Raw genomic sequence first — 23389 nt, 5'->3', positions numbered from 1 at the left:
TTAGGAAAATATTCTATATTCCATTGTAAAATTAGGAAATTTTATTCTGTTATATTGAATCCTGCCACATAAAAATTGTTGTCAATTTCTAATTTTGGGTTTTCCAATGCAATCGTTTCCTGCTTCCAAGTTGTTAGGGGTTTTAACCATTTTTCTTCTCCGTTGATTGTGATTTTTACTGGTATGTCAAAGCCACTAACGCAATTAGTCCAACGAAATCCTAAAGTTTTATCCTTAAAATAATATTCTAATGTAGGTATTCTTGTATCTCTTAAGTACTGATTAAAGAATGGATTTAAATCTAAACCTACTTCAGAACTCAGGTAATCTTCTATTTGTTTAGTAGTGACCGTTTGATGATAAAAAGTACTGTTTAGGCCTATAAGAATAGTTCTCCATTTTTCATCGTCATTTACTATTTGGCGTAAAGTATGTAGCATATTAGCTCCTTTGTAATACATATCGCTGGAGCCTTCGTTGTTAACATTATAGTTTCCAATGATGGGTTTGTCATTCTGGATATTTTTTCTAATTCCTCTAAAATAACTATAACCTGCTTCTTTTCCATAGTAATATTCAACAAAAAGACTTTCAGAATAGTTTGTAAAACTCTCATGAATCCACATGTCAGCGATGTCTTTATAAGTGATGTTGTTAGCAAACCATTCATGTCCCGATTCATGAATGATGATAAAGTCAAATTTTAATCCCCAACCTGTTCCACTTAAGTCTCGTCCACGGTATCCGTTCTTGAAACCATTCCCATAAGTCACAGAACTTTGGTGTTCCATGCCTAAATAAGGAGCTTCAACTAGTTTGTAACTATCTTCATAAAAAGGATAAGGACCAAACCAGTGTTCAAACGCTTTCAACATTCGGGGAACGTCTTTAAATTGTTCTTTGGCTTTCGCTAAATTGTCCCTTAAAACATAATAAGTGCAATCTAAATTCCCTTTTTCGCCCTGATATACTTCTGAGAAGGAAACATAATCACCAATATTTATATTTACTCCGTAATTGTTAATCGGATTAGATACATACCAATTATAGGTTTTTGTTCCATCCTTTAATTTATTGACGCTCAGCAAGCGACCATTGGACACATCCATCAAATCTCCCGGTACATTTACGCTAATAAGCATGTTTTCTACCTCGTCATACATATGGTCTTTGTTCGGCCACCAAACACTAGCTCCTAATCCCTGACAAGAGGAAGCTATAAATAATTTGCCCTTATTATCTTTTTTCCAAGTGATTCCTCCGTCCCAAGGTGGATTAACAGCTACTTTAGGTTTCCCTCCATAAAAAATAGTTAGCTCCCTTATTTTCCCGATTATTTGAGTTGCTTCTAATTCGATAAAAAAAGCATTGCCTTCTCTAGTATATTTTAAATCTTTTCCATCCTGAATTACTTTATAAATATTCATCGGTGACTGCAGATCAATTTGCATACGATTGTACTCTTGCAACACTTGATATTTAATAGTGTTAGACCCTGTAATCGTGCTGTCTGAAGGGTTAACTTTAATATCTAAATGATAGGATTTTACATCCCACCAAGCTCTTTCTTTTGTTATACTGCCCCTCAAGCTATCTTGTCTTGTAAAAGAAACAGTTTCCTTATCTAAAAGGCCTTGTGCTTTTGTACTATTTGAAATAAAAACTGAAATAAAAATAAAAATAAAAAAATTTCTCATGAATTTGGAACCTTTAATACTATTGCTAATTTAGAAACTAAATCATATGATTAATGGAGTTTTGTCACTTTAACTTGTTCTACCACTACGGCATAATCAGCTACCAATCGATCGACATAATCATTCAGCAATTCTAAAACTCTTTCGTTTTTGTCTGACTTTACAACTAAACCTGCATGATATTCCAATGGGACTTTAAAACAAACTTCTGGATCCGAGAAAGAAGATAAATCAGGATCTTGATATTTAGATAAAGTTAATACTATTCCGGCGTAGCCTTTTTTAACTTTTGGCAGGCTGTATTTTTTTTCTTTGACTAAAGCGTCTTCGATTGCAGCCCATTCCTTCCATAGGTTGATGTTTGATGCAGCTTCTACCATTTCGGCCAAATGAGCTCCTCCAACTCGAGATGATGTTTCCAAAAAATAAATTTCACCGTCTTCACTGTTTTTGATAAATTCCGTATGTGCAGCACCGTATTTCAATCCAAAACCTTTCAAGACTTGTTCATTTACCTTTTTTATTGCCTTGTCATCTTCTGAATTATAAGAAATATTGGAACTGCGAAACACACCACCCGCTTGTGATATTTCCATGGGGGTAGCAGAATATTTTGAAGTCAAACTAAAAATAATTTTGCGGTCTAAAATCAAACTATCACAATGATAAACATCTCCAGCTTTGAATTGTTCCAATAAATACTTGAAACGGTTATTTCCCATTTCGTTTATGTGCATCCACAAGCTTTCTTTATCAAATACTTTTATAATTCCAGTTGCAGAAGCTTCAGAGCGAGGCTTTAATACCCATGGAGCCGCAACAGTATCAGCAAAAGTATTAATGTCATGGTCATTAAATAAGGAGCAAAAAGAGGGACTGCTAATTCCACAACTTTTCGCTCTCATTCGCATCGCCAGTTTATCTCTAAAATACCTTCCTGTCGTTTGGCCCATTCCGTCAATTCTCAGGTTTTCCCTAAGATAAGTTGCTTTTTCAACATCATAGTCATCTAATGCTACAATGGCATCTACTTTATTTGATTTCATCAAATTACCGACTCCCAGTAATAAATGCTCAAGGTTCCATTCGATATCATGACCTTCCATGTAGAATATTTCGTCTATAGAGTCATGTGGCCATGGCTTATCTCGCAATTTTTCGCTTGTTACAAGATATACTTTGTTGCCCAAATTTTTTAAGTGAATCAAAAAATCAGCACCCTTAAAATAATTTGAAATACAGATGAAGGTTTTAGCATTTTTCATAAGCTTATAAATTTTCGATGAATTTAGTTAATAAATGAACTCCATACGCAGTGGCATGTTTGCTTTTGGCAAATTCGTCGTCTCCAAAAGCAACGCCAGCAACATCAAGATGTGCCCAAGCTGGATGTTCCTCAGTGAAATATTCTAAAAATTTTGCAGCACTTATGGCGCCGGCGACTGGTTTTCCGCTATAATTCTTTACATCGGCGATATCACTTTCGATATCTTGTTTATAAATATCCCAAAGTGGCAATTGCCAGAGACGCTCCCCAATAGAATCTCCCGCTTCTTGCAGTTTCTTCGACATGGATTCGTTATTGGTAAACAATGCACCGGCTTCATAACCTAAAGTTCCCACACTACTTCCTGTTAATGTGGCAATATCGACAATATATTCCGGCTTGTAATTTTTAATTAAATAAGATAATCCATCAGCCAAAACGAGTCGGCCTTCTGCGTCAGTATCAATAATTTCAATCGAATTTCCACTGTAACTTGTGATCACATCACTAGGTAAAAATGATTTACTATCCACCGAATTTTCTGCACAGGGAACAATTGCAGTTACTTTTATGGGCAATTGTAAATCAGCAATGAGTTGCATAGCACCAAATACTGCACCTCCTCCGGCCATATCACATTTCATATGGACCATTCCTGCAGTTTTTATATTTAGGCCACCAGTATCAAAGCTAATTCCCTTACCCACCAGCCCAACATGTTTTAAACCGTCCGTTTCCACTTTCGGGCTATACTTCATGATGACGAATTGCGGTTCATTTTCACTGCCTTTTCCAACGGCCAGAAATGCTCCTAGCCCTTCTATTTTGCATGCGTCAAAACCCAGAACTTCGACATCGAACCCATATTTAGCGCCCTTATCCAATGCCCATTTCGCCATATATTTTGGAGTAACCTTGTTAGGCGGTAAATCAACCAGAGATAAGGTCTCCAGTTGTGCACGTGCAATTTTTATAGCTTTATTAACCGAATCGGTATGGTCTATTCCAGACAAAATATCTAATTCAAAATCAGTATCTAAAAATGGATGATCATCTTGTTTTTTGAAATGGCCTAAACTGTACGTTCCCAGAAGTAATCCAGAAATAGCGGCTTCAACTTGGTCACTACTGAATTCTGAAGGAAGGAACAAAGCAACATTTTTAGTAAAAGCTTCCTTTTCCTGTGAAGCAATCCTGCGGAATGTCGTTTTTAACGATTTATAATCAATTGATTTTCCTAAACCTATAAATATAAAGGTGTTGTTGTTTTTTTCAGCTAAATAATGGCTGTCTTTTTTTCCGTAAAATACTTTGGAAGAAACCTCTACATCATCAAATTTAATGGGAATCAAGTTTTTGTTGCTGGTTTCAAAAACCGGAACTAAAACTGTTCCAGAGAATTTTTCTAAGTTTTGAATTTTTTTTGTTTTCATTTAATTGTCTTTATCAGTAAAAAAAAGCCATTCAATTGCTTTTGGGAATTCATCACTCCAATAAATTTCGTTGTGTTTCCCCAGTTTATTGATGCTTAAATTAATTTTCATTTTATCTTTTACAACTTCGCTTGAAAGCATGTGGTTTTTAAAGCTTTTGACATGCTCAATCATTGTTTCGCTTTCATCGCCTCCAGCATATAAATAAATTTTAGTGTCTTCGATACTTTCATCCGCGACATTAATTTTCAGATCTGGTTTCACCCAAAGTGAAGGAGAAAAAATCATTAATTTCCCAAATACTTCGGGATAGCGTAATCCACTAAAAATACTGATTAAACCTCCCATGGAACTGCCTCCTATTCCCGTATGTTGCCTTTCCTTTTTTGTTCGAAAGTTACTATCAACATAGGGTTTTAGAGTTTCTGTCACAAAACGAATGTATTTTTTTCCCTGACCTTTCCCTAAGACAGTTTTCCCTACATTGTATTCTTTCAAACGATCTTCTTCGGCATGTTCTATAGCAATAACAATAATTTTACCTATCTTATATTCCGACATTACGGCTAATTTCTTATCAATTTCCCAATTTCCGTATTCGGCATTTTCATTAAATAAATTTTGAGCGTCCTGCAAATACATAACAGGGTAACTTTCGCCTGAATTATCATAATCATGTGGAAGCAAAGCCCATATTTTTCGCGTCTTATTTAGCTGCGGAATTTCAAAAGAATCAGAAATCAGCATTAGCTGTGGCAAGAAATTTTGTTTGAAAGGCAACCAATTTTTCCGCCATCTCGCTACATATTCCTTCTGAATCCCTGTGTGTTTCTTTGTGGATCTGTTTTCCGTGCGATTACCAGCGCTGTCAATTTCTACTTCACTCCAATCTCCTTTGGTAAATTTATATAAAAGAGTCTCTGGATAATCAAAATCGTGGGCAAATTTGTAGTGATACAAGCCCGTGCCAATCTTCTCCATCATAAAATCTTTATCCTGAGTACGCCATTGGTTAAAATTACCGGAAAGATAAACTGGACGTGAATCGTCTTCATCAGTAGTAAGTATCAAATGTAGGCCTGTTTTTATAATGGTATAATTTAAATCTTTAGTGAACATTTTATTATCAAAATTCATAGCTTGCATTGTGGTATTTTTCTAAAATATAAAAAGTAAATATAAGGGATTGTAAATCGATAAAAAAGAAAAAAGAAACCCCGACAGCAAATCAATTCGCTATTGGGGTTTATAAAATATCATTAACCGGTAAATCTTTCTATTTCTGACGACTTTTTAATACATTAATGACATCATTAATTTTAAATCCTTTGGCTTGAAGCAGTATAAGGTAATGAAAAAGTAAATCTGCGCTTTCACTTAGAAACAAATCATCGTTATCATCCTTAGCTTCTATAACCACTTCAACGGCTTCTTCCCCTACCTTTTGTGCTATTTTATTCATTCCTAATTTGAACAAAGAAGCCACATAACTTTTTTCAGAATCGGCGTTATTTTTTCGAAGTTCAATAGTATCCTCTAATGCTGAAATAAATCCATAATCTAATTTATTTTCTGTTTGCCAGCATGTGTCCGCACCAGTGTGACAGGTAGGACCCACAGGTTTTGCTTGAATTAACAAGGTATCACCATCACAGTCATTTTTGATATCAACTAAATTCAAAAAATTTCCACTTTCTTCTCCTTTTGTCCAAAGCCTTTGCTTTGAGCGACTGAAAAAAGTTATTTTCTGAGTTTCAATTGTTTTTTGATATGCTTCGGAATTCATGTAACCCAACATCAAGACTACTTTAGTTTCGCTGTCTTGTATAATTGCTGGAATCAATCCGTCAGCGCTTTTTGAAAAATCTATATTCATTTTTTATTATTTTATGATTGAAAAATTAAAAGATTATCAGATCTGATTTCTTTTCCCTTTTTTCTATGTTCTATAACCTTACCTCGATATTATTGCTCTTTAATTCTTGTTTCAAGGTCTTAATTTGAATTTCCTTAAAATGAAATACGCTCGCAGCCAGAGCTGCATCAGCTTTTCCTTCTGTAAAGCTATCTACAAAATGTCGTATGTTTCCCGCACCACCAGAGGCTATTATTGGGATGTTCACCAATGTCGATAATTTAGCCAAGGCCGCATTGGCAAATCCATTTTTAGTACCGTCATGATCCATCGAGGTAAACAAGATTTCTCCTGCCCCTCTCTCAGCTACTTCCTTAGCCCAGTCAAACAAGTTCAATTCAGTAGGTACTTTTCCGCCTACTAAATGTACGACCCATTCGCCAGCAATCTGTTTCGCATCGATGGCTACAACTACGCATTGGCTTCCAAATTTTTGTGCCAAATCATTAATCAACTGCGGGTTTTTTACTGCAGATGAATTGATAGACACTTTATCGGCTCCATTTTGCAATAAAATAGCAACGTCTTCAACCGATGAAATCCCGCCACCTACAGTAAATGGAATATTAATAGTTGAAGCTACCTTACGAACCAATTCAATCAAGGTTTTTCTCTGCTCTTCCGTTGCTGAAATATCCAGAAAAACTAACTCATCAGCTCCTTCATCTGAATATATTTTGGCCAATTCTGCAGGGTCGCCTGCATCTCGTAAATCAACGAAATTGACTCCTTTTACGGTTCTTCCATTTTTTATATCGAGACAAGGTATTATTCTTTTTGTTAACATTATTTTTTATTTTCAATGCGTATTAACACTACAATTATTTTATATAAACTCACCAAAATGCCAAAGTATACCAGAAGGATCATGCACAAAACACTCTTTTCCCCATTCTAATTCCCGAATAGGAACCAATTTAACACTTGAATATTTAGTTTTAAGTCCTAAATTTAATAATTCAATCCAAAATTGATTCACATTTTCGACCTCCATGAAAACCATTGTGTTTTCTATCCAATCTTTTACAAAAGCATTTTGTAAATAAAACCCAAATCCATCTAAATCAAAATAACAAATGCTTGTTGATATATAGTTTTCTTTAAAACCAAGGTCACGATAAAAACTTCGCGATAAATCAAAGTTTTTGGCACCAATAAACGGACGAATTGATTTTGCTTGATGTTTCATTTTAATTTTCTATTTATACCGATGCTATGATATATTGTTCCAATTGCTTCAACGAAATTCGTCCTTCATAAATCGCTTTTCCAATGATTGTTCCCTCGCAGCCTAACTCGGCTAGTTTTGGCAATTCATCAAAAGTAGAGATTCCTCCTGAAGCAATTAATTTTACCCCTTTGGCTTCCGCCAAAATCTTAGCGTATAAATCAAAGGAAGGTCCTTCAAGCATACCATCTTTGGCAATATCTGTACAAATAACGTACTGTATTCCTTTAGCTTGGTAATTTTGAATGAAAGGAACTAAGTCTTCTTTTGACTCTTCTAACCATCCCGAAATCGCCACTTTTTCATTATTCGCATCCGCACCCAAAATGATTTTTTCGGAACCATATTCGGCAATCCATTTTTCGAAAATCGCTCTATTTTTTACAGCGATACTTCCACCTGTGATTTGGTTTGCACCACTTTCGAAAGCAATCTTCAAATCAGCATCCGATTTTAAGCCCCCACCAAAATCAATTTTTAATTTGGTTTGAGTCGCAATTTGTTCCAATATCTTATAATTGACGATTTGGCTTGATTTGGCACCGTCTAAATCAACCAAATGCAAATATTCTATTCCGTGAGCTTCAAATGATTTCGCTACCTCTAGCGGGTTCTCATTGTATATTATCTTAGTATTGTAATCTCCTTTAGATAAGCGAACACATTTCCCCTCTATGATATCTATGGCTGGTATTATACGCATAATTTGTTTAAAGTTTAAAGTTTAAGGAAATTTCCCAGAATTTTTTCTCCTACATCCCCACTTTTTTCTGGGTGAAATTGGGTTCCGTAAAAATTGTCTTTTTGTAAAGCAGAAGCATATTCAACTTCATAGTTAGTCGTAGCAATAGATTCAGCACAATCAGGTGCGTAGAAACTATGAACTAAATACATGTATTCGTTTTCATTAACTCCCTTAAATAAATCTGATTTAAGGTTATAAATGTTGTTCCAGCCCATTTGTGGTACTTTAACTTTTGGAGAAAACTTGAGTACATCAACATTAAATATCCCCAGTCCTTTTGTATTCCCTTCCTCGGTTTCGTTGCACATCAATTGCATACCCAAACAGATTCCAAGAACAGGTTGTTTCAAAGTTTGTATCAAAGTCTCCAAACCACTTTCTAAAAGCATCTTCATCGCCGAACTTGCCTCGCCTACGCCCGGAAAAATCACCTTGTCGGCTGCCTTGATCTCCTCCGGATTGTTGCTCAAAACCGCTTTATATCCCAATCTTTCAATAGCAAACATAATGCTTTGAATATTCCCCGCTCCGTAATTTATGATTACTATTTTCATTTATTTAATCTTAATGTTGTAAAGTCAAAAGTCATGAGGTCAATTATAAACACCTATTTATAGGGACATTTGACTTTAATACTTTTGACCTTAGGACTTATTAAAGCATCCCTTTTGTTGATGGCAAAATCATTTTTTCGGTATCGCGTTTTACAGCTACCTTAATTGCTTTGGCGAAAGCCTTAAAAATAGCTTCAATCTTGTGGTGTTCGTTTTGTCCTTCCGCTTTGATGTTGATGTTGGCTTTAGCCCCATCAGAAAAAGACTTAAAGAAATGTAGAAACATTTCCGTTGGCATTTTTCCTACCATTTCCCGTTTGAATTCAGTTTCCCACACTAGCCAGTTTCTTCCGCCAAAATCAATCGCTACTTGTGCCAAGCAATCATCCATTGGTAAACAAAAACCATAACGCTCAATCCCTAATTTGTTTCCTAATGCTTTCGCAAAAACTTCTCCTAGGGCAATCGCTGTATCTTCTATGGTGTGGTGCTCATCGACTTCCAAATCTCCTTTTACGAGAACTTCCAAGTCCATTTGTCCGTGACGTGCAATTTGGTCCAACATATGGTCAAAAAAGGCAATTCCCGTTTCGATTTTACTTTTTCCGGTTCCGTCCAAATTTAAATTGATGAAAATATCTGTTTCATTCGTTTTTCTAGAAATCGTTGCTGAACGTGCTTCTAATTTAAGAAACTCATAAATCACTTTCCAATTAGTACTTTGTAAACATATAACCGAATCTAATTCTTCTCTTTTAGCTTCGATTTCACTACTCCCTATACCTTCCGTGGTATTCATGAAAATAGCTTTAGCACCCAAGTTTTTGGCAAGCTCTACATCGGTCAATCGATCTCCTAAAACGAATGAATTGGCTAAATCATAGGCCGGATTATCGATATACTTGGTCAACATTCCAGTTCTGGGCTTGCGTGTTGCTGCATTGTCTTCAGGAAAAGACCGATCTACAAAAATATCATCAAAAAGTACTCCTTCATTCTCAAAAGCCCTCAAAATGAAATTTTGTGTAGGCCAAAAAGTTTCTTCAGGAAAACTGGGCGTTCCCAAACCATCTTGGTTGGTTACCATCACCAACTCAAAATCCAACTCCTTGGCGATTTTAGCCAAATATTGAAATGATTTTGGATAAAATTCTAATTTATCCAAACTATCTAATTGGTATCCTTCTGGTTCTAAAACGATCGTTCCGTCACGATCGATAAAAAGTACTTTTTTCATTTTATATCTTTTTATTAAAAATGCTTTTTTATAATATTACAAACATTTTGTATCCTCTTCCATTTTTGCAATCTTTTGTTTGGCAGTATTTTCAGTTACTTCCTCACAGTAAATATTATTAACAAATACGCCGGTTTCAAATACAAGTTGTACATAAGTAATTTTTCCTGATTCTATTTGAACTTCAAATTTTTCTGCTTTTTCTTTTGATACTTTTCCTCCAAATTGTACAGAACACTCATGTTTACCCACAGGAACTTCATGAACAGAATATTTCTTATTATTCAATTTACAAACAAATTCTCCGTCTATAAATGTTTTAAATGCTGCTGCAGATCCAGTAAAGCCTGTGGAACGTAGAAAATAAATTTTTCCAGTCTCCGTCTTTTCCTTGTCTTGTGCTTTCACTAAGGAAATAAAACTTAATGAAATTAAAAGTGTCACGATCAATTTTCTATACATATTTATTTTATTTAAAAATTTATAACTAGCTAATCGCCAATAATGCATCCATTAATTTTTTATTTTCTTCCGCTGTTCCAATAGTCAATCGCAAGGTATTTTCACACAATGCTTGCGTAGTCCTGTTTCTAATAACAATTCCTTTGGCAATTAATTCATCGTATCTTTTTGTAGCATCATCCACTTTTATTAATACAAAATTGGCCTCGGTGGGATAAATTTTAAAAACAAATTTAACTTCATTTAAGACTTTAAGTAAATCTTCCCTTTGTATTGTAATTGAGTTAATCTCAAATTGGATTTTTTCCTTATCTGCCAATCTTTCTAATGCTCTTTTTTGTGTTAGTTCATTAACGTTATATGGCGGTTTTATTTTGTTTAAAACAGAAATTACCGCACTGGAAGCATAACAAATTCCCAAACGAATCCCTGCCAAACCATACGCTTTTGAAAGAGTTTGCGTTATAATTAAATTAGGATATTCGTCAAGTTCGTTTAACCAACTTTGCTTTTGTGAAAAATCGATATACGCTTCGTCGATAACCACTAAACCTTTAAAATTCTGAAGTATGGTAACTATGCTTTTATCAGAAAAAGAATTCCCGGTAGGATTGTTAGGAGAACATAAAAAGATCATTTTAGTATCATCATCGACAGCATCCAAAATCGCATCAATTTCAGGCTGGAAATCATTTGAAAGCAGTACTTCTCTATTCTCAACTGCATTAATGTTTGCCAAAACTCCATACATTCCGTAAGTCGGTGGTAATGTGATAATGTTATCAACTTTAGGCTCACAAAAAGCTCTGAACAACAAGTCCAATACTTCATCACTTCCGTTTCCAAGTAAGATTTGATTGGTTTGCAAATTTCTTTGTTTTGCCAAAACCGCTTTTACACTACTTTGTTGTGGATCTGGATAGCGATTAACCCCTGTTTGATATGGATTTTCATTTGCATCCAAAAATATCATTTTTGTCGTGTCGAAACCCTCAAATTCGTCTCTGGCAGAAGAATAGGGTTTCATCTTCAGTACGTTTTCACGAACTAAAGTGTTTATATCAAAATTATTTTTCATCTTCAATCGATTTTAATCTTAAGCTAACGGCATTTTTGTGCGCTTGTAAACCTTCGGCTTCTGCCATAATCTCGATAGCCTTCCCTATGTTTTGAATCCCTGCTTTGGATATTTTTTGAAACGTCATCGATTTAGTGAAACTATCCAGATTTACGCCACTATAATTCTTTGCATAACCATTTGTTGGTAAGGTATGGTTGGTTCCTGAAGCGTAATCACCAGCACTTTCAGGTGTGTAATTTCCGATAAAAACCGAACCTGCATTTTCAATACTATCAATATAAAAATCATCGTTAGCAGTGCAAACAATAAAGTGTTCAGGACCGTATTCATTTATCAATTCCAATGCTATTTTATCGTTCTCAACGAAAATTAGCTTTGAATTAGCAATTGCCTTTTCGGCAATCTCTTTTCTTGGTAAAACTTCCATTTGGATTTGAATTTCCTCTTCAACAGCATCGATAAGTTTTTTTGATGTTGAAACCAAAATTACTTGGCTGTCAATTCCGTGTTCTGCTTGAGACAACAAATCGGATGCCACAAAAGCTGGAACAGCTGCATCATCGGCAACAATCAATAATTCTGAAGGTCCTGCCGGCATGTCAATAGCAACGCCAAACTGAGTAGCCAATTGTTTTGCTACGGTTACAAATTGATTTCCAGGTCCAAAAATTTTAAACACTTTCGGTATCGTTTGAGTTCCAAAAGTCAGACCGGCAATGGCTTGAATCCCTCCTACTTTTAAAATTTTAGTGACACCACATAAATGAGCAGCATAAAGAATCGCTGGGTTTATATTTCCTGTTTTATCCGGTGGCGAACACAACACAACTTCTTTGCAGCCCGCTATTGCAGCCGGAACTGCGAGCATCAAAACCGTTGAAAATAAAGGAGCTGTTCCTCCAGGTATATATAAGCCCACTTTTTGAATTGGTCTTTTTTCTTGCCAACAATTTACACCCTCAATCGTTTCGACTTCCACTCGGTTCGTTCTTTGGGCGACATGAAACTTTTCAATATTGCTTTTGGCCAGCTGGATTGCTTCTTTCAGTTCTCCTGAAACATTGGTTATCGCCGTTTCAATTTCTTGATTCGAAACTTCCAGGTTTTCAAAAGTGACGCCGTCAAACATCGAAGTGTATTTTGCAATAGCAGCATCGCCTTTCTTTTGTACTTCCTTAAAAATTTCTTTTACGGTAAGTTCAATATCATCGACAGTCTTTGTCGGTCGCTCTAGTATAGCTGACCATGTCTCTGATTTTGGATTGTATATTTTATTCATTCTAGTTTAATTTAAAGATTCAAAAATAGTTCAATATCTAATTACTACTAAAAAGTATTATAGTTTAAAGCACCATTTTTTCAATAGGGCAAATCAAAATTCCTTCTGCTCCAGCCTCTTTCAATTGGTCAATTACATCCCAAAAAGTGTCTTTGTCAATCACTGAGTGTACACTGCTCCAACCTTCTTGCGCCAAAGGCAAAACAGTTAAACTGCGTAGAACAGGGAGTATCTTACCTACCGCATCTATTTTATCATTAGGTACATTCATCAAAATGTATTTTGATTTTCTAGCTCTTAAAACCGATTCAATTCTAAACTTTAAAGTATCAATTAGTTTTTGAACTTCAGGCGTTACTTTTGGCGAAACCGCTAACACAGCTTCACTTTTATAAATAATTTCAACTTCTTTTAAGTTGTTTTTAAATAAAGTGCTTCCGCTTGATACGATATCGACAATGGCGTCAGCAAGACCAATATTTGGAGCGATTTCTACAGAACCTGAAATTTGGTGAATATCAACTTTTAATCCAAAAGAATTGAAGTATTCGATCACTGTATTAGGATAAGAAGTTGCGATACGCAATCCATCAAGATCTTTTATGGAATTGTATTCAAATGCTTTTGGCACCGCTACAGAAACTTTACATTTTGAAAACCCTAGTTTTTGTATTACTTGAATTCCTTTTCCTTTTTCGACCAATAAATTATCGCCTACAATAGCAATATCAACTACCCCATCAATTAAGTATTGAGGAATATCTGAATTTCTTAAATATAAAACCTCTAATGGAAAGTTAGACGCTTCCGCTTTTAGTTGGTCTATACCATTGTTGATAGAAATACCACAATCTTTTAGAATTTGGATACTATCTTCGTTTAAACGTCCCGATTTTTGAATTGCAATTTTTAATGTACTCATTTTTTTGTTTTTAGTATTCTTATTATTAAATCTGAGTACAAAATGGGCCAATAAAAAACCCGTTTGATGTACTCAAACGGGTTTTAAAATATGATGATTTACATGCATACCATTAACACTTCGCCTGAGAGCAATAATGAAAATGATGATGATGTAACTGTATTGTAAACATAAGTGATTTATAATTTTAGAACTTTAATTCTTTTGCAAATATACATGATATTTTATTGGGAGAGCCATTTTAAATATAACTTAACATGAATTTATTGTTAAATAACTATTTAGTAATTGATTTTAATTAGTTTCACTGCCATCATGACTTTCATTTTTGATATCGTCAACACTTTTTATCAGCGAATTAACACTGTCGTTCCTAATTTCCGTATGACGAATTTCGCCTCCGGAAGTTCCTACTCCTATTGCTACTATGGAAGCAGCAAGCGAAAGAATTAAAGTTAGATATGATAATGTTTTAGCAAATTTATTGTTTTTAACGGAGCTATATAAAGACAATAAGCTGAAAATTCCAGTCGCATATAACAGTATAGCAAATTTCTCAGCGAGCTCTTCATGCTCATGAATTATTTTTTTTCCAATGCTAGGCAAGTCTTCAACTAATTCCTCTGCTCCTTCGCCTGTAGCCATGCTGGCAATAGCGAAAACAGCGGCAATTACAAACAAGACATACGCCGTGTTTTTTACCGAATTGTTCTTTAAAAACAATCCAACTACTAAAATTCCAAAGCCCAAAAAAGTGACTATTATTGGAAAGTGATTTACAGCAAGGTGTAAGTGAGCATCATTCATAATTTTATAATTTTAATAGTACGTTAATAACAACAAACTTAATCAATTTACCCCGCTAATGAAACTCCTATTAGAGAACCAATTCCGTAGGTCACGGCGGCTGCGCCCAATCCGAAAAGCACTTGTCTAAAACCAGAAAAGAACACACTTTTTCCGGTGAGCAAAGTAATTGCAGCACCAATACCAAAAAGCCCTATTACGCTACTCCCCAAACTTAATAAAATGGCATTTTTTCCATTTAAAAACATAAAAGGATAAAGGGGAATAATAGCGCCTATCGAAAAAAGTACAAAAGAAGCAATTGCAGCTTCCCAGGCCGAACCGCCTAATTCTTCTTTATCGATCCCTAATTCTTCTTTAATAATTGCGTCTATTGCCGTTTCTGGACTTTCGAACGCCTTATCGGCAAGTTTTATAGCCTCTTCAATACTCATACCTTTCGCCTGGTACAATAAAACCAACTCTTTTTTTTCTTCTTCTGGAGAAGCTTCGAGTTCTTCCGTTTCTAAATCGATTTGCCTCTGATTCAATTCCCTTGAACTCTGTACTGAAAGCCATTCTCCTAATGCCATGGAAATGGCACCAGCCATTAAGCCTGCAATTCCAGTTAATAATATCGTGTTATTTGATACCGCTGCTCCGGCAACTCCCATCACTAAACTCATATTAGAAACCAATCCGTCATTCGAACCTAAAACGGCGGCGCGCAATGCATTACCGCCAACGGATTTATGACGACTTTCAAACTTTGATAGAAAACCTCCTGAAACATTAAAAGCCGCGTTTTCATTAACCGCTTGAATTATTTTGAGATGATTGTGTTCAAAACCCGTTGGTTTTTCTCCACTTTCTATTTTATTTTTTAAAGCATTAACCGCAAATTGCTTCTCAATATCGGACAAGCTACTAATTATAGATCCGTAACCAAAAACCTTTCCTAATTTCAGCTGAAACTTAGCTCTTGAAGATGGCAGCGGCATTTTATAATTGGGTTCTAAACCCAGTACTTTAGCTAGCATGTGCTCTGCATGCCCTTTTTCGATTTCACCAAGACTTTGCAGGACCCGAACTAAATTATCGTCAGTTTGTATGGCGGCGATACTTTCATACAAAAAAGCTGTGTCAACCTCAGTTTGCAGTTGACCTTTTAATTTATTTAAATCCATAACTTTTTATTAATTAACCAAATCAAAAACACCTTTTACTAAAATTTTAGATGAAGAATTAATTTGAGTCCCTGAAAGAATTTCAACAAATTTTTCTAACCGCTCCCCAACTTTAACCGGCACTTTTTTGAAGGAGAAACGATTGTTTTTATCTTCTTTCAATAAAAGTACGAAGTTTTTATTGTTTTCAGTTATCAACGCTTCGGCAGGAATCGCTAATGCCTTTTTTGAATCAACGACAATTGCCGCTTCAACAAACATCCCCGTTATTAATTTTTGTTTCATATTTTCATCTAAATGACCGTGAACATTGATAGTTCTATCATTGCCTTCAATCGATTTACCTACTAAATGTACTTTAGCATGAAAGACTTCATTTGTGGCTTCTGGAACTGTAAAATTAATATCTTGATCTACTTTTACCTTTAAAATGTCTTTTTCGAAAACATTCAATTCTAAGTGCAGATGACTGTTTTGAATAATTTCAAGCATTACATCTGAAGGGGCTACATACATCCCTACATTTGCTTTCATAACAACAATGTCTCCTGAAATCGGGGAAAAAATCGTAATTACTGAAGTTAATTTCCCTTGTTCTACATTAGAAGGACTTATATTTAACAACTTCAATTTAGCCCTAAGACTTTGATACATCCCTTTGGCTCTGCGATAATCGCTTTCCGCTTTCAAGTAATTTTTTTGAGAAGTAATTTTTTCATCAAATAGGGTTTTCTGGCGTTCATATTCTGATTTTAAATACTTAATTTGCTCAGCTACCTCAAGATATTCTTTTTGAATATCTAGAAAATCTGTATTTTCCAACGTCAATAAAGCCTGACCTTTAATAACCTTATCTCCAACCAATAATCTTGTCGACTTAACGTTACCGCCAACAAAAGTAGTCACTTGGGCTCTGTTTTGCGGCGGAACATCTATTTTACCTGAGGTTTTTACGGTTACTTCAAAGTTTTGCACCGTTGGATTCGCAATTTCCATTGCAGATGATTTAAATTGATTAGTTGTAACGCTAATTATGTTCTCATCTTTAACTGCGATTTCTTCTGCTTTCTTATCCTTACAGGAAAACAAAACAATTGACAGGGCTAATAGATATATAGATTTATTCATTTTTAAAATTTTTAGAAATTAAGGTATTGTGCATCAAGTTGGGTTCTGTTGAATTGAAGTACGTTGTCCAAGTACTCTGCTTGAATGTCAGTTGCATTTTCTAAACTTTGGATGTATTGAAAGAAGTCAATTTCGCCATGTTTATAACTTAGATTCCCCACCTTGATGATTTCATCCGACAACTTTTTTCCGTATTGATTATAGTAATTGATCGCTTCCTGATATTTCGCTAATTCATTCTTTTTTTGGTCGATAAACTGTTCACGCTTTCGTTCTTCATTTTGCTTTTGTTGCTCCCAACTTTGCAATTCAAGTTGCGCAACTTTTGATTTCGAAATATTACCTGAAAATAAAATCGGAACCCCAATCCCAATTTGGAAGCCATTTATTGATTGTGACAATCCTTTATTTGACCCTCTGAAATACTCCATATTAAAATCAGGTAGCCAATGTTGCTTTTGGAGGTTGATTTGACTTTTATAACTGTTCGTAACACTCTCTAAGTAATCTATATGTATATTTTTACTTAATTCATTAGTTAAAATTAGTATTGGAGTTAACGAATTGTTTGTTATAACTATTTTTTCATCCTTTTGAATTAATGAATACAATAAATCATACTGTGCTTTTTTGTCGTTCCCAATCTGCAAAAGCTTCGTTTTTATTTGTCTAAATTTAGCTTGCGCGGTGATTTTTTCAAGATAATTTGTTTCCCCTAATTCGAATCGTCTGTCGCTTGCTTTTGAAAAGTTTTGATACAAACTATCTAAATACAAATACAAGTTTTCTTGATTTTGTAAATACACGATTTGATAATAGACTTTGGAAATTTCTAATGAAAGTTTATTTTTTTGAATTTTAAAGATGGCTTTTTCCTTTTCATATTCAGTCGTATTTAGCTTCTTTTGCGCTGAATAAACCGTTGGAAATGAAAAACGTTGTTGTATTCCAAAGACATTCAACTGCTCATTATTGAAGGCTAAGTTGTTTTGATCAGAATTATAATAAATATTGGTTTTTTCAAATGTAAATGCACTATTTATGTTCGCCTGATATTTATCTACCTGTAATTGAGCTGCTTTTAACCCTTTATTACTATTGACAGCACTTACTATCAAACTATCTAATTCTTTATTGGTGCTTTGTGAAAAAGCAACTGAACTACTTAATATCAGTAAAATAATGTAAGTTGTGCTGCGATGTTTTTTGAATTTAGGTTTTTTGAAGTCTTTTCCATCAAAATATTTATAAAGAATGGGTAATACAACCATCGTTAAAATAGTTGCTGTAAACAATCCTCCTATTACTACTGTTGCCAGAGGTCTTTGTACCTCGGCCCCCGCAGAAGATGAAATGGCCATGGGTAAGAAACCTAGTGCCGCAGCCGCAGCAGTTAATAATACGGGACGTAATCTATCTGTGGTACCTTTTAAAATAAGTTCATCAATGCTATTCATACCCTGGTGCTTTAGTTCTTTAAAATGTTCAATCAACACTATTCCGTTTAGAACTGCGATACCAAACAGCGCTATAAACCCTACTCCCGCCGAAATACTAAATGGTAGCCCCCGCATCCATAAAAACAGTACGCCTCCAACTGCAGATAACGGTATAGCGGAGTAAACCATTAAGGCTTCTTTGACAGAACCAAAAGCAAAATACAATAAAATAAATATTAAGAATAAAGCGAGCGGAACAGCAATCATCAGTCTAGCTTTCGCACTTTGTAAGTTTTCAAATTGCCCTCCATATTCAACAGAATAGCCCGTGGGCAATTTAATTTCAGTATTTACAATTTTTTGAATATCAGTTACTACACTTTGCAAATCTCTGTTTCTTACATTTATTCCTACCACTATTCTTCTATTGGTATTGTCCCTAGATATTTTAGCAGGACCTTCAGTGTATTCTATGTTTGCTAGTTCCTGCAAAGGAATTTGTTCTCCTGAAGGAGTTGCTACATATAGATTTTTTAAATCATTTATATCAGTACGATTGGCTTTATCTAAACGAATAACCATATCAAAGCGTTTTTCACCTTCAAATACATTGCCTACCGTTTTTCCCGCAAATCCAAGGGTAATCATATCGTTTAAATCCGAAATATTCAAACCATACCGAGCAATTTTAGAACGGTCATATTGTACCACCATTTGGGGCAATCCTTCTGTCTTTTCAACAATAATATCAGATGCTCCTTCCACTTTTTCAATCGCTTTTTTAATTTCTTGGGCCTTTCTAGCCAAAACATTCAGATCTTCACCGAATACTTTTACGGCTACATCTGATCTCGTACCAGATATTAACTCATTGAAGCGCATCTCTATAGGTTGTGTAAATTCGATTTCCATATTTGGGATTTCTTTTGAGATAGCCGCTTTTATTTTGTCCGCTAGCTCATCTTTGCTAGTAGCAGAAACCCATTCCGATTTTGGTTTTAGTTTTACAATCACATCACTTTCTTCCATGCTCATAGGATCTGTAGGAACTTCAGCAGCGCCAATCCTACTTACAACTTGCTCAACTTCCGGAAAATTTTTCAGGATAATTTGCTCAATTTTAGTTGTTGTAGCAATCGTTTTTGTTAATGTTGTCCCCGTTTTTAGGACAGGCTGAATAACAAAATCCCCTTCATCCAGTGTTGGAATAAACTCTCCTCCCATAGTCGTAAATAAAGCCACGGCCATTAAAAGTAGTCCTACAGCACCATACATAACTTTTTTAGTATTACTTAATGCCCAAGTGATAACAGGTAGATACCAGGAATTTAATTTGCAAATTAACTTACTAGATAAAGAATTTGGGGTTTCTTCTTTTGGTTTTAAAAACAAAGAAGAGGCAACTGGAACATAAGTAAAACAAAAAATCATTGCTCCTACCAAGGCAAAGCTAAAAGTCATAGCCATGGGCTTGAACATTTTTCCTTCGATGCCAGAAAGAGAGAGGATAGGAATAAAAACGATGAGGATAATCAACTGACCAAAAATAGCCGAATTCATCATTTTTGAAGCACTCTTATATGTTATCTGGTCAATTTTAACTTGTCTATCTTCTTTTGAAAGAGGGCCTAATTGAGCTGCTTTACTGGCGATCTGAAATGCAATAAACTCTACTATAATAACTGCCCCGTCTATTATTATTCCAAAGTCAATAGCTCCTAAACTCATTAGGTTAGCATCTATGCCAAAAATATTCATCAATGAAATTGCAAAAAGTAAGCACAACGGAATCACTGAAGCTACAACTAATCCGGAACGCCAATTTCCTAATAATAAAACCACCACAAAAATCACGATTAAACATCCTAAGAGAAGGTTCTCGGCAACAGTAAAAGTTGTTTTAGCGACTAACTCACTACGTTCCAAAAAACCATTGATATAAACACCTTCCGGCAGTGACTTTTCAATTAAGGCTATTCTGTTTTTTACATCGGTAATTACCTGCTTAGAATTAGCTCCTTTTAGCATCATCACTTGCCCCAATACCTTTTCACCTTCTCCATTACCTGTTATAGCGCCAAAACGGTTAGCGGTACCAAAACGGACATCAGCGACATTTTTAACATAAATGGGCAGTCCATTGACGCTTTTAACCACGATGTTTTCAATCTCTTTTAGCGATTTTACTTTCCCTTCAGCACGTATAAAATAACTTTGGTTGACTTTTTCAATATATGCTCCACCGGCAATACCATTGTTTTTTTCAAGTGCATTAAAAACATCTATGGTAGATATATTCATTGCTTTTAAACGTGATGGACTTATTGCAATTTCATATTGTTTCAAATACCCTCCCCAAGTATTAATTTCAACAACTCCTTTTATTCCTGAAAGTTGCCGCTTAATTACCCAATCTTGTATTGTTCTTAAATCGGTGACAGAATATTGATTTTTAAATTCAGGTTCTACTTCCAAAGTGTATTGATAAATTTCCCCAAGGCCTGTAGTTATGGGGCCCATCTCTGGAGTTCCGAAACCAGCTGGAATTTTATCTGAAGCTGACTTGATTTTTTCCGCAATTAATTGTCTAGGCAAATAGGTTCCCAAATCATCATCAAACACAATAGTTACCACAGATAATCCAAATTTTGAAATAGAACGAATTTCTTTTACACCAGGCAGATTAGCCATCTCAATTTCTACGGGATACGTAATATATTGCTCGATGTCTTGCGTAGAAAGGTTTCGTGAAGTTGTTATTACCTGTACTTGATTGTTAGTGACATCAGGAACCGCGCCGATAGATATATTAAATATGGAGTAGACTCCAAATCCAAAAATACCCAAGGTGAACAGTAATACAATAAGTTTGTTTTTAAGACTAAAAGCAATTATTTTTTCGAGCATTTTTTCTACGTTTTGTCGTACAAAGATACATTTAAAACCAGATATTTATCTTAAGAACTACTTAAGGTCTTCTTCGTACAAGCTTAAAATAACTGAAGTTCCAATATCTTTTTGGCTAGAAATATGAATATCAACCGCAAGCAATGCACATAACTTTTTAACAATTGACAAACCTAGACCAGTTCCCTTTATTTCCGGATGATCAGTGGAGTCAGATCTAAAAAAAGAATTGAAAACTTTCTCTACATCTTTTGAATCAATACCTATTCCAGAATCGACTATACTACATTCTATTTTATTAATACCTTTTGATATATTTATCGTTAATTTAGAGCTTGTATTAGAGTACTTTACAGCATTCGAAATCAAATTGTTTATTATGATGGAGAATAGATAAGTATCAGTCTTAATATAAAAGTCTTGCGAGAAATTTGTAACAATCTGAATTTCTTTAGCCTTTATGGAGCTTGAATATCTTGAAAGAACATCAAGAATTACCCCATTTAGGTACAGGCGATTTAGTTTTAAGCTCTGTTTTTGATTTTCAAAACGCGCCAGTAATAATAGCTGGTCTGCCAAATGGTTTAAGCGATCAACTTCGGCGACACAAAAGTTTATTTTCTCTTGATATTCCTCAGGACTTCTCGGTTTTCTTACTAATACCTCTAGAGTTCCTTTAATAACCGTCAAGGGTGTTCTCAATTCATGAGAGGCATCTGAAGTGAATTGTTTTTCTCTTTCAACAGCGGTTTCTATTCGATCTAAAAGATTGTTTATTGTTTTCGATAATACATGTAACTCATCTTTTTTTCGTGGTAATTCAATCCTAGATTTAAGATTATCTGTAGTAATTATATTAGACGTTGCTATTATTGCGCTAATCGGTTTTATACTTCTTCCCGCTATAAACCTAGCTATAAGAAAAAGTATAATTAATATTAATGGATAGGCGATAATTAGTATTTCTGAAAGGTTCTGAAGTACTACTGATGCTCCTTCAAGAGACATAGCAATCAATAAATAGCCTACTTTTTTGTTCTGTGAAATAATAGGAACTTGGATTTGTCGAATTTTATTATCCAGTAAATTAGTATCAAAGAGTTCATTATCTTCAAAGTGGGAATTGAAAATTAGATTTAGCTTTTTTAGATTAGGTGATTTTTGTATCAGTTTTCCGTTTTTGTCTAAAAATTGAATAAAAACTGGATTTACATCAACAGTATTGTGTTCTCTTTCTTTCCATTCGTCTTCATGAGTAAGATGAAAAGAATCATTTGAAACCTCTATCTCTTTCAAGTGATGTGCCACCTCAATAGAAATGTCGCTATTAATATGGCTGTAAACACTTAATTGTACAATAGTATAAATCACCGCGAATACTACAAAAATTAATAAAGCTGTAGTAACAATGTAATTAAAAGCTATTCTATTTTTAAATGAAAACTGCTGCATTATTTATTAGTCATTTGCGATATACCCTATTCCTCGAACTGTTTTTATATAGTCTTCTTCTATTTTTAAATTTAACTTTTTCCTGATAGCATTAATAAAAACATCAATAACACCAGTATCATATTCAAAGTGAATATCCCAAACATCTGCTATAATTTGGTTTCTTGCGCAGACCTTCCCTTTATTTTTTACTAAGTAACAAAGCAATTCAAACTCTCTTTGGGTTAAAGAAACTTCTCTCTGATCTACTGTAACCAAATGTTTCGCCAAATCTATTAATATAGTTCCTAGAACTAATACATCACCTTCCTTTTCTTTTCTAAAATGAACTTTTATTCGTTCTACCAATTCTTCAAAACTAAAAGGTTTTTTTATATAATCATTAGCACCTGCCTTCAAGCCTTCTATTGTTTCCTGAACAGTATCCTTAGCTGTCAAAAATATAATTGGAGTATTACTGTCCTTTATTCTAATGGCTTTACATAAATCCAACCCACTCATTTTTGGTATCATCCAATCTAATAAAACAAGATCAAAAGTCGTAGTTTGAACTACTTCAAAGCCTTGAATTCCGTCAAAAGCAGTAGTGACTTCGTATCCCTCTTCCTCCAAGCCTTGCTTAAGGAACTGTACTATCCCTACTTCATCTTCCACTATTAAAATATGCATT

Annotated in this window: 20 protein-coding genes; all 20 read right to left on the bottom strand. The window is 34.7% G+C overall.

The genetic code is table 11. The features are described 5' to 3' along the window. Positions 1-41 precede the first annotated feature (41 nt). Complete coding sequence (locus ACEN2H_RS07685; RefSeq protein WP_441731741.1) at positions 42-1697, bottom strand: M1 family metallopeptidase; 1656 nt, start codon at positions 1695-1697, stop codon at positions 42-44. Between the two features lie 50 nt (positions 1698-1747). Beyond that, a complete protein-coding gene (locus ACEN2H_RS07680; protein ID WP_441731740.1) occupies positions 1748-2962 on the bottom strand; it encodes an ATP-grasp domain-containing protein in 1215 nt (404 codons plus the stop codon). A gap of 4 nt (positions 2963-2966) precedes the next feature. Then, on the bottom strand, positions 2967-4397 hold the full coding sequence (locus tag ACEN2H_RS07675; protein ID WP_441731739.1) for a leucyl aminopeptidase family protein: 1431 nt from the start codon (positions 4395-4397) through the stop codon (positions 2967-2969). Then, positions 4398-5534: an alpha/beta hydrolase gene (locus tag ACEN2H_RS07670; protein ID WP_441731738.1), complete on the bottom strand. Its 1137-nt coding sequence runs from the start codon at positions 5532-5534 to the stop codon at positions 4398-4400. 139 nt (positions 5535-5673) lie between these two features. After that, positions 5674-6273 carry a bifunctional phosphoribosyl-AMP cyclohydrolase/phosphoribosyl-ATP diphosphatase HisIE gene (gene hisIE / locus ACEN2H_RS07665; RefSeq protein WP_441731737.1) on the bottom strand — a complete coding sequence of 200 codons (600 nt, stop codon included), beginning with the start codon at positions 6271-6273 and terminating at the stop codon, positions 5674-5676. A 70-nt stretch (positions 6274-6343) separates the two neighbouring features. Then, positions 6344-7099 carry an imidazole glycerol phosphate synthase subunit HisF gene (gene hisF, locus ACEN2H_RS07660; RefSeq protein WP_441731736.1) on the bottom strand — a complete coding sequence of 252 codons (756 nt, stop codon included), beginning with the start codon at positions 7097-7099 and terminating at the stop codon, positions 6344-6346. A gap of 39 nt (positions 7100-7138) precedes the next feature. Beyond that, a complete protein-coding gene (locus tag ACEN2H_RS07655; RefSeq protein ID WP_441731735.1) occupies positions 7139-7501 on the bottom strand; it encodes a glyoxalase in 363 nt (120 codons plus the stop codon). 13 nt (positions 7502-7514) lie between these two features. Further along, positions 7515-8243, bottom strand: coding sequence for a 1-(5-phosphoribosyl)-5-[(5-phosphoribosylamino)methylideneamino]imidazole-4-carboxamide isomerase (gene hisA / locus ACEN2H_RS07650; RefSeq protein ID WP_441731734.1), 729 nt, complete (start codon positions 8241-8243; stop codon positions 7515-7517). A gap of 14 nt (positions 8244-8257) precedes the next feature. After that, positions 8258-8839 carry an imidazole glycerol phosphate synthase subunit HisH gene (gene hisH, locus ACEN2H_RS07645; RefSeq protein ID WP_441731733.1) on the bottom strand — a complete coding sequence of 194 codons (582 nt, stop codon included), beginning with the start codon at positions 8837-8839 and terminating at the stop codon, positions 8258-8260. A gap of 100 nt (positions 8840-8939) precedes the next feature. Continuing rightward, positions 8940-10076, bottom strand: a complete 1137-nt coding sequence (gene hisB / locus ACEN2H_RS07640) for a bifunctional histidinol-phosphatase/imidazoleglycerol-phosphate dehydratase HisB (RefSeq protein ID WP_441731732.1) — start codon at positions 10074-10076, stop codon at positions 8940-8942. A gap of 36 nt (positions 10077-10112) precedes the next feature. Then, positions 10113-10538: a DUF2846 domain-containing protein gene (locus ACEN2H_RS07635; protein WP_441731731.1), complete on the bottom strand. Its 426-nt coding sequence runs from the start codon at positions 10536-10538 to the stop codon at positions 10113-10115. A 25-nt stretch (positions 10539-10563) separates the two neighbouring features. Next, positions 10564-11616 carry a histidinol-phosphate transaminase gene (gene hisC, locus ACEN2H_RS07630; RefSeq protein ID WP_441731730.1) on the bottom strand — a complete coding sequence of 351 codons (1053 nt, stop codon included), beginning with the start codon at positions 11614-11616 and terminating at the stop codon, positions 10564-10566. Beyond that, the gene (hisD, locus tag ACEN2H_RS07625) at positions 11606-12898 is read right to left on the bottom strand and encodes a histidinol dehydrogenase (protein ID WP_441731729.1); all 1293 of its coding nucleotides are present in this window, start codon (positions 12896-12898) and stop codon (positions 11606-11608) included. Before hisD ends, hisC begins: the two co-directional genes overlap by 11 nt. Before the next feature lie 64 nt (positions 12899-12962). Further along, positions 12963-13820 (bottom strand): ATP phosphoribosyltransferase, encoded by an 858-nt coding sequence (hisG, locus tag ACEN2H_RS07620; protein ID WP_441731728.1) that lies wholly within the window; start codon positions 13818-13820, stop codon positions 12963-12965. A 294-nt stretch (positions 13821-14114) separates the two neighbouring features. Further along, complete coding sequence (locus tag ACEN2H_RS07615; RefSeq protein WP_441731727.1) at positions 14115-14627, bottom strand: DUF2231 domain-containing protein; 513 nt, start codon at positions 14625-14627, stop codon at positions 14115-14117. A 47-nt stretch (positions 14628-14674) separates the two neighbouring features. Then, a complete protein-coding gene (locus ACEN2H_RS07610; protein ID WP_441731726.1) occupies positions 14675-15793 on the bottom strand; it encodes a VIT1/CCC1 transporter family protein in 1119 nt (372 codons plus the stop codon). Between the two features lie 9 nt (positions 15794-15802). Next, positions 15803-16921: an efflux RND transporter periplasmic adaptor subunit gene (locus ACEN2H_RS07605; RefSeq protein ID WP_441731725.1), complete on the bottom strand. Its 1119-nt coding sequence runs from the start codon at positions 16919-16921 to the stop codon at positions 15803-15805. Positions 16922-16932: 11 nt separating this feature from the next. Further along, complete coding sequence (locus tag ACEN2H_RS07600) at positions 16933-21267, bottom strand: CusA/CzcA family heavy metal efflux RND transporter (RefSeq protein ID WP_441731724.1); 4335 nt, start codon at positions 21265-21267, stop codon at positions 16933-16935. Positions 21268-21324: 57 nt separating this feature from the next. Beyond that, on the bottom strand, positions 21325-22719 hold the full coding sequence (locus tag ACEN2H_RS07595; RefSeq protein WP_441731723.1) for a sensor histidine kinase: 1395 nt from the start codon (positions 22717-22719) through the stop codon (positions 21325-21327). Between the two features lie 6 nt (positions 22720-22725). Then, positions 22726-23388: a response regulator transcription factor gene (locus ACEN2H_RS07590; protein WP_441731722.1), complete on the bottom strand. Its 663-nt coding sequence runs from the start codon at positions 23386-23388 to the stop codon at positions 22726-22728. Position 23389 lies beyond the last annotated feature (1 nt).

Source organism: Flavobacterium sp. W22_SRS_FP1 (assembly GCF_052113685.1).
Taxonomy (GTDB): domain Bacteria; phylum Bacteroidota; class Bacteroidia; order Flavobacteriales; family Flavobacteriaceae; genus Flavobacterium.
Note: the sequence above shows the minus strand (reverse complement) of the source record. Positions and strands in the feature narration are given on the sequence as shown.

Coding starts and splice junctions, on each gene's coding strand:
- ACEN2H_RS07685 (WP_441731741.1), bottom strand. CDS start 1,697: ATGAGAAATTTTTTTATTTTTATTTTTATTTCAGTTTTTATTTCAAAT.
- ACEN2H_RS07680 (WP_441731740.1), bottom strand. CDS start 2,962: ATGAAAAATGCTAAAACCTTCATCTGTATTTCAAATTATTTTAAGGGT.
- ACEN2H_RS07675 (WP_441731739.1), bottom strand. CDS start 4,397: ATGAAAACAAAAAAAATTCAAAACTTAGAAAAATTCTCTGGAACAGTT.
- ACEN2H_RS07670 (WP_441731738.1), bottom strand. CDS start 5,534: ATGAATTTTGATAATAAAATGTTCACTAAAGATTTAAATTATACCATT.
- hisIE (WP_441731737.1), bottom strand. CDS start 6,273: ATGAATATAGATTTTTCAAAAAGCGCTGACGGATTGATTCCAGCAATT.
- hisF (WP_441731736.1), bottom strand. CDS start 7,099: ATGTTAACAAAAAGAATAATACCTTGTCTCGATATAAAAAATGGAAGA.
- ACEN2H_RS07655 (WP_441731735.1), bottom strand. CDS start 7,501: ATGAAACATCAAGCAAAATCAATTCGTCCGTTTATTGGTGCCAAAAAC.
- hisA (WP_441731734.1), bottom strand. CDS start 8,243: ATGCGTATAATACCAGCCATAGATATCATAGAGGGGAAATGTGTTCGC.
- hisH (WP_441731733.1), bottom strand. CDS start 8,839: ATGAAAATAGTAATCATAAATTACGGAGCGGGGAATATTCAAAGCATT.
- hisB (WP_441731732.1), bottom strand. CDS start 10,076: ATGAAAAAAGTACTTTTTATCGATCGTGACGGAACGATCGTTTTAGAA.
- ACEN2H_RS07635 (WP_441731731.1), bottom strand. CDS start 10,538: ATGTATAGAAAATTGATCGTGACACTTTTAATTTCATTAAGTTTTATT.
- hisC (WP_441731730.1), bottom strand. CDS start 11,616: ATGAAAAATAATTTTGATATAAACACTTTAGTTCGTGAAAACGTACTG.
- hisD (WP_441731729.1), bottom strand. CDS start 12,898: ATGAATAAAATATACAATCCAAAATCAGAGACATGGTCAGCTATACTA.
- hisG (WP_441731728.1), bottom strand. CDS start 13,820: ATGAGTACATTAAAAATTGCAATTCAAAAATCGGGACGTTTAAACGAA.
- ACEN2H_RS07615 (WP_441731727.1), bottom strand. CDS start 14,627: ATGAATGATGCTCACTTACACCTTGCTGTAAATCACTTTCCAATAATA.
- ACEN2H_RS07610 (WP_441731726.1), bottom strand. CDS start 15,793: ATGGATTTAAATAAATTAAAAGGTCAACTGCAAACTGAGGTTGACACA.
- ACEN2H_RS07605 (WP_441731725.1), bottom strand. CDS start 16,921: ATGAATAAATCTATATATCTATTAGCCCTGTCAATTGTTTTGTTTTCC.
- ACEN2H_RS07600 (WP_441731724.1), bottom strand. CDS start 21,267: ATGCTCGAAAAAATAATTGCTTTTAGTCTTAAAAACAAACTTATTGTA.
- ACEN2H_RS07595 (WP_441731723.1), bottom strand. CDS start 22,719: ATGCAGCAGTTTTCATTTAAAAATAGAATAGCTTTTAATTACATTGTT.
- ACEN2H_RS07590 (WP_441731722.1), bottom strand. CDS start 23,388: ATGCATATTTTAATAGTGGAAGATGAAGTAGGGATAGTACAGTTCCTT.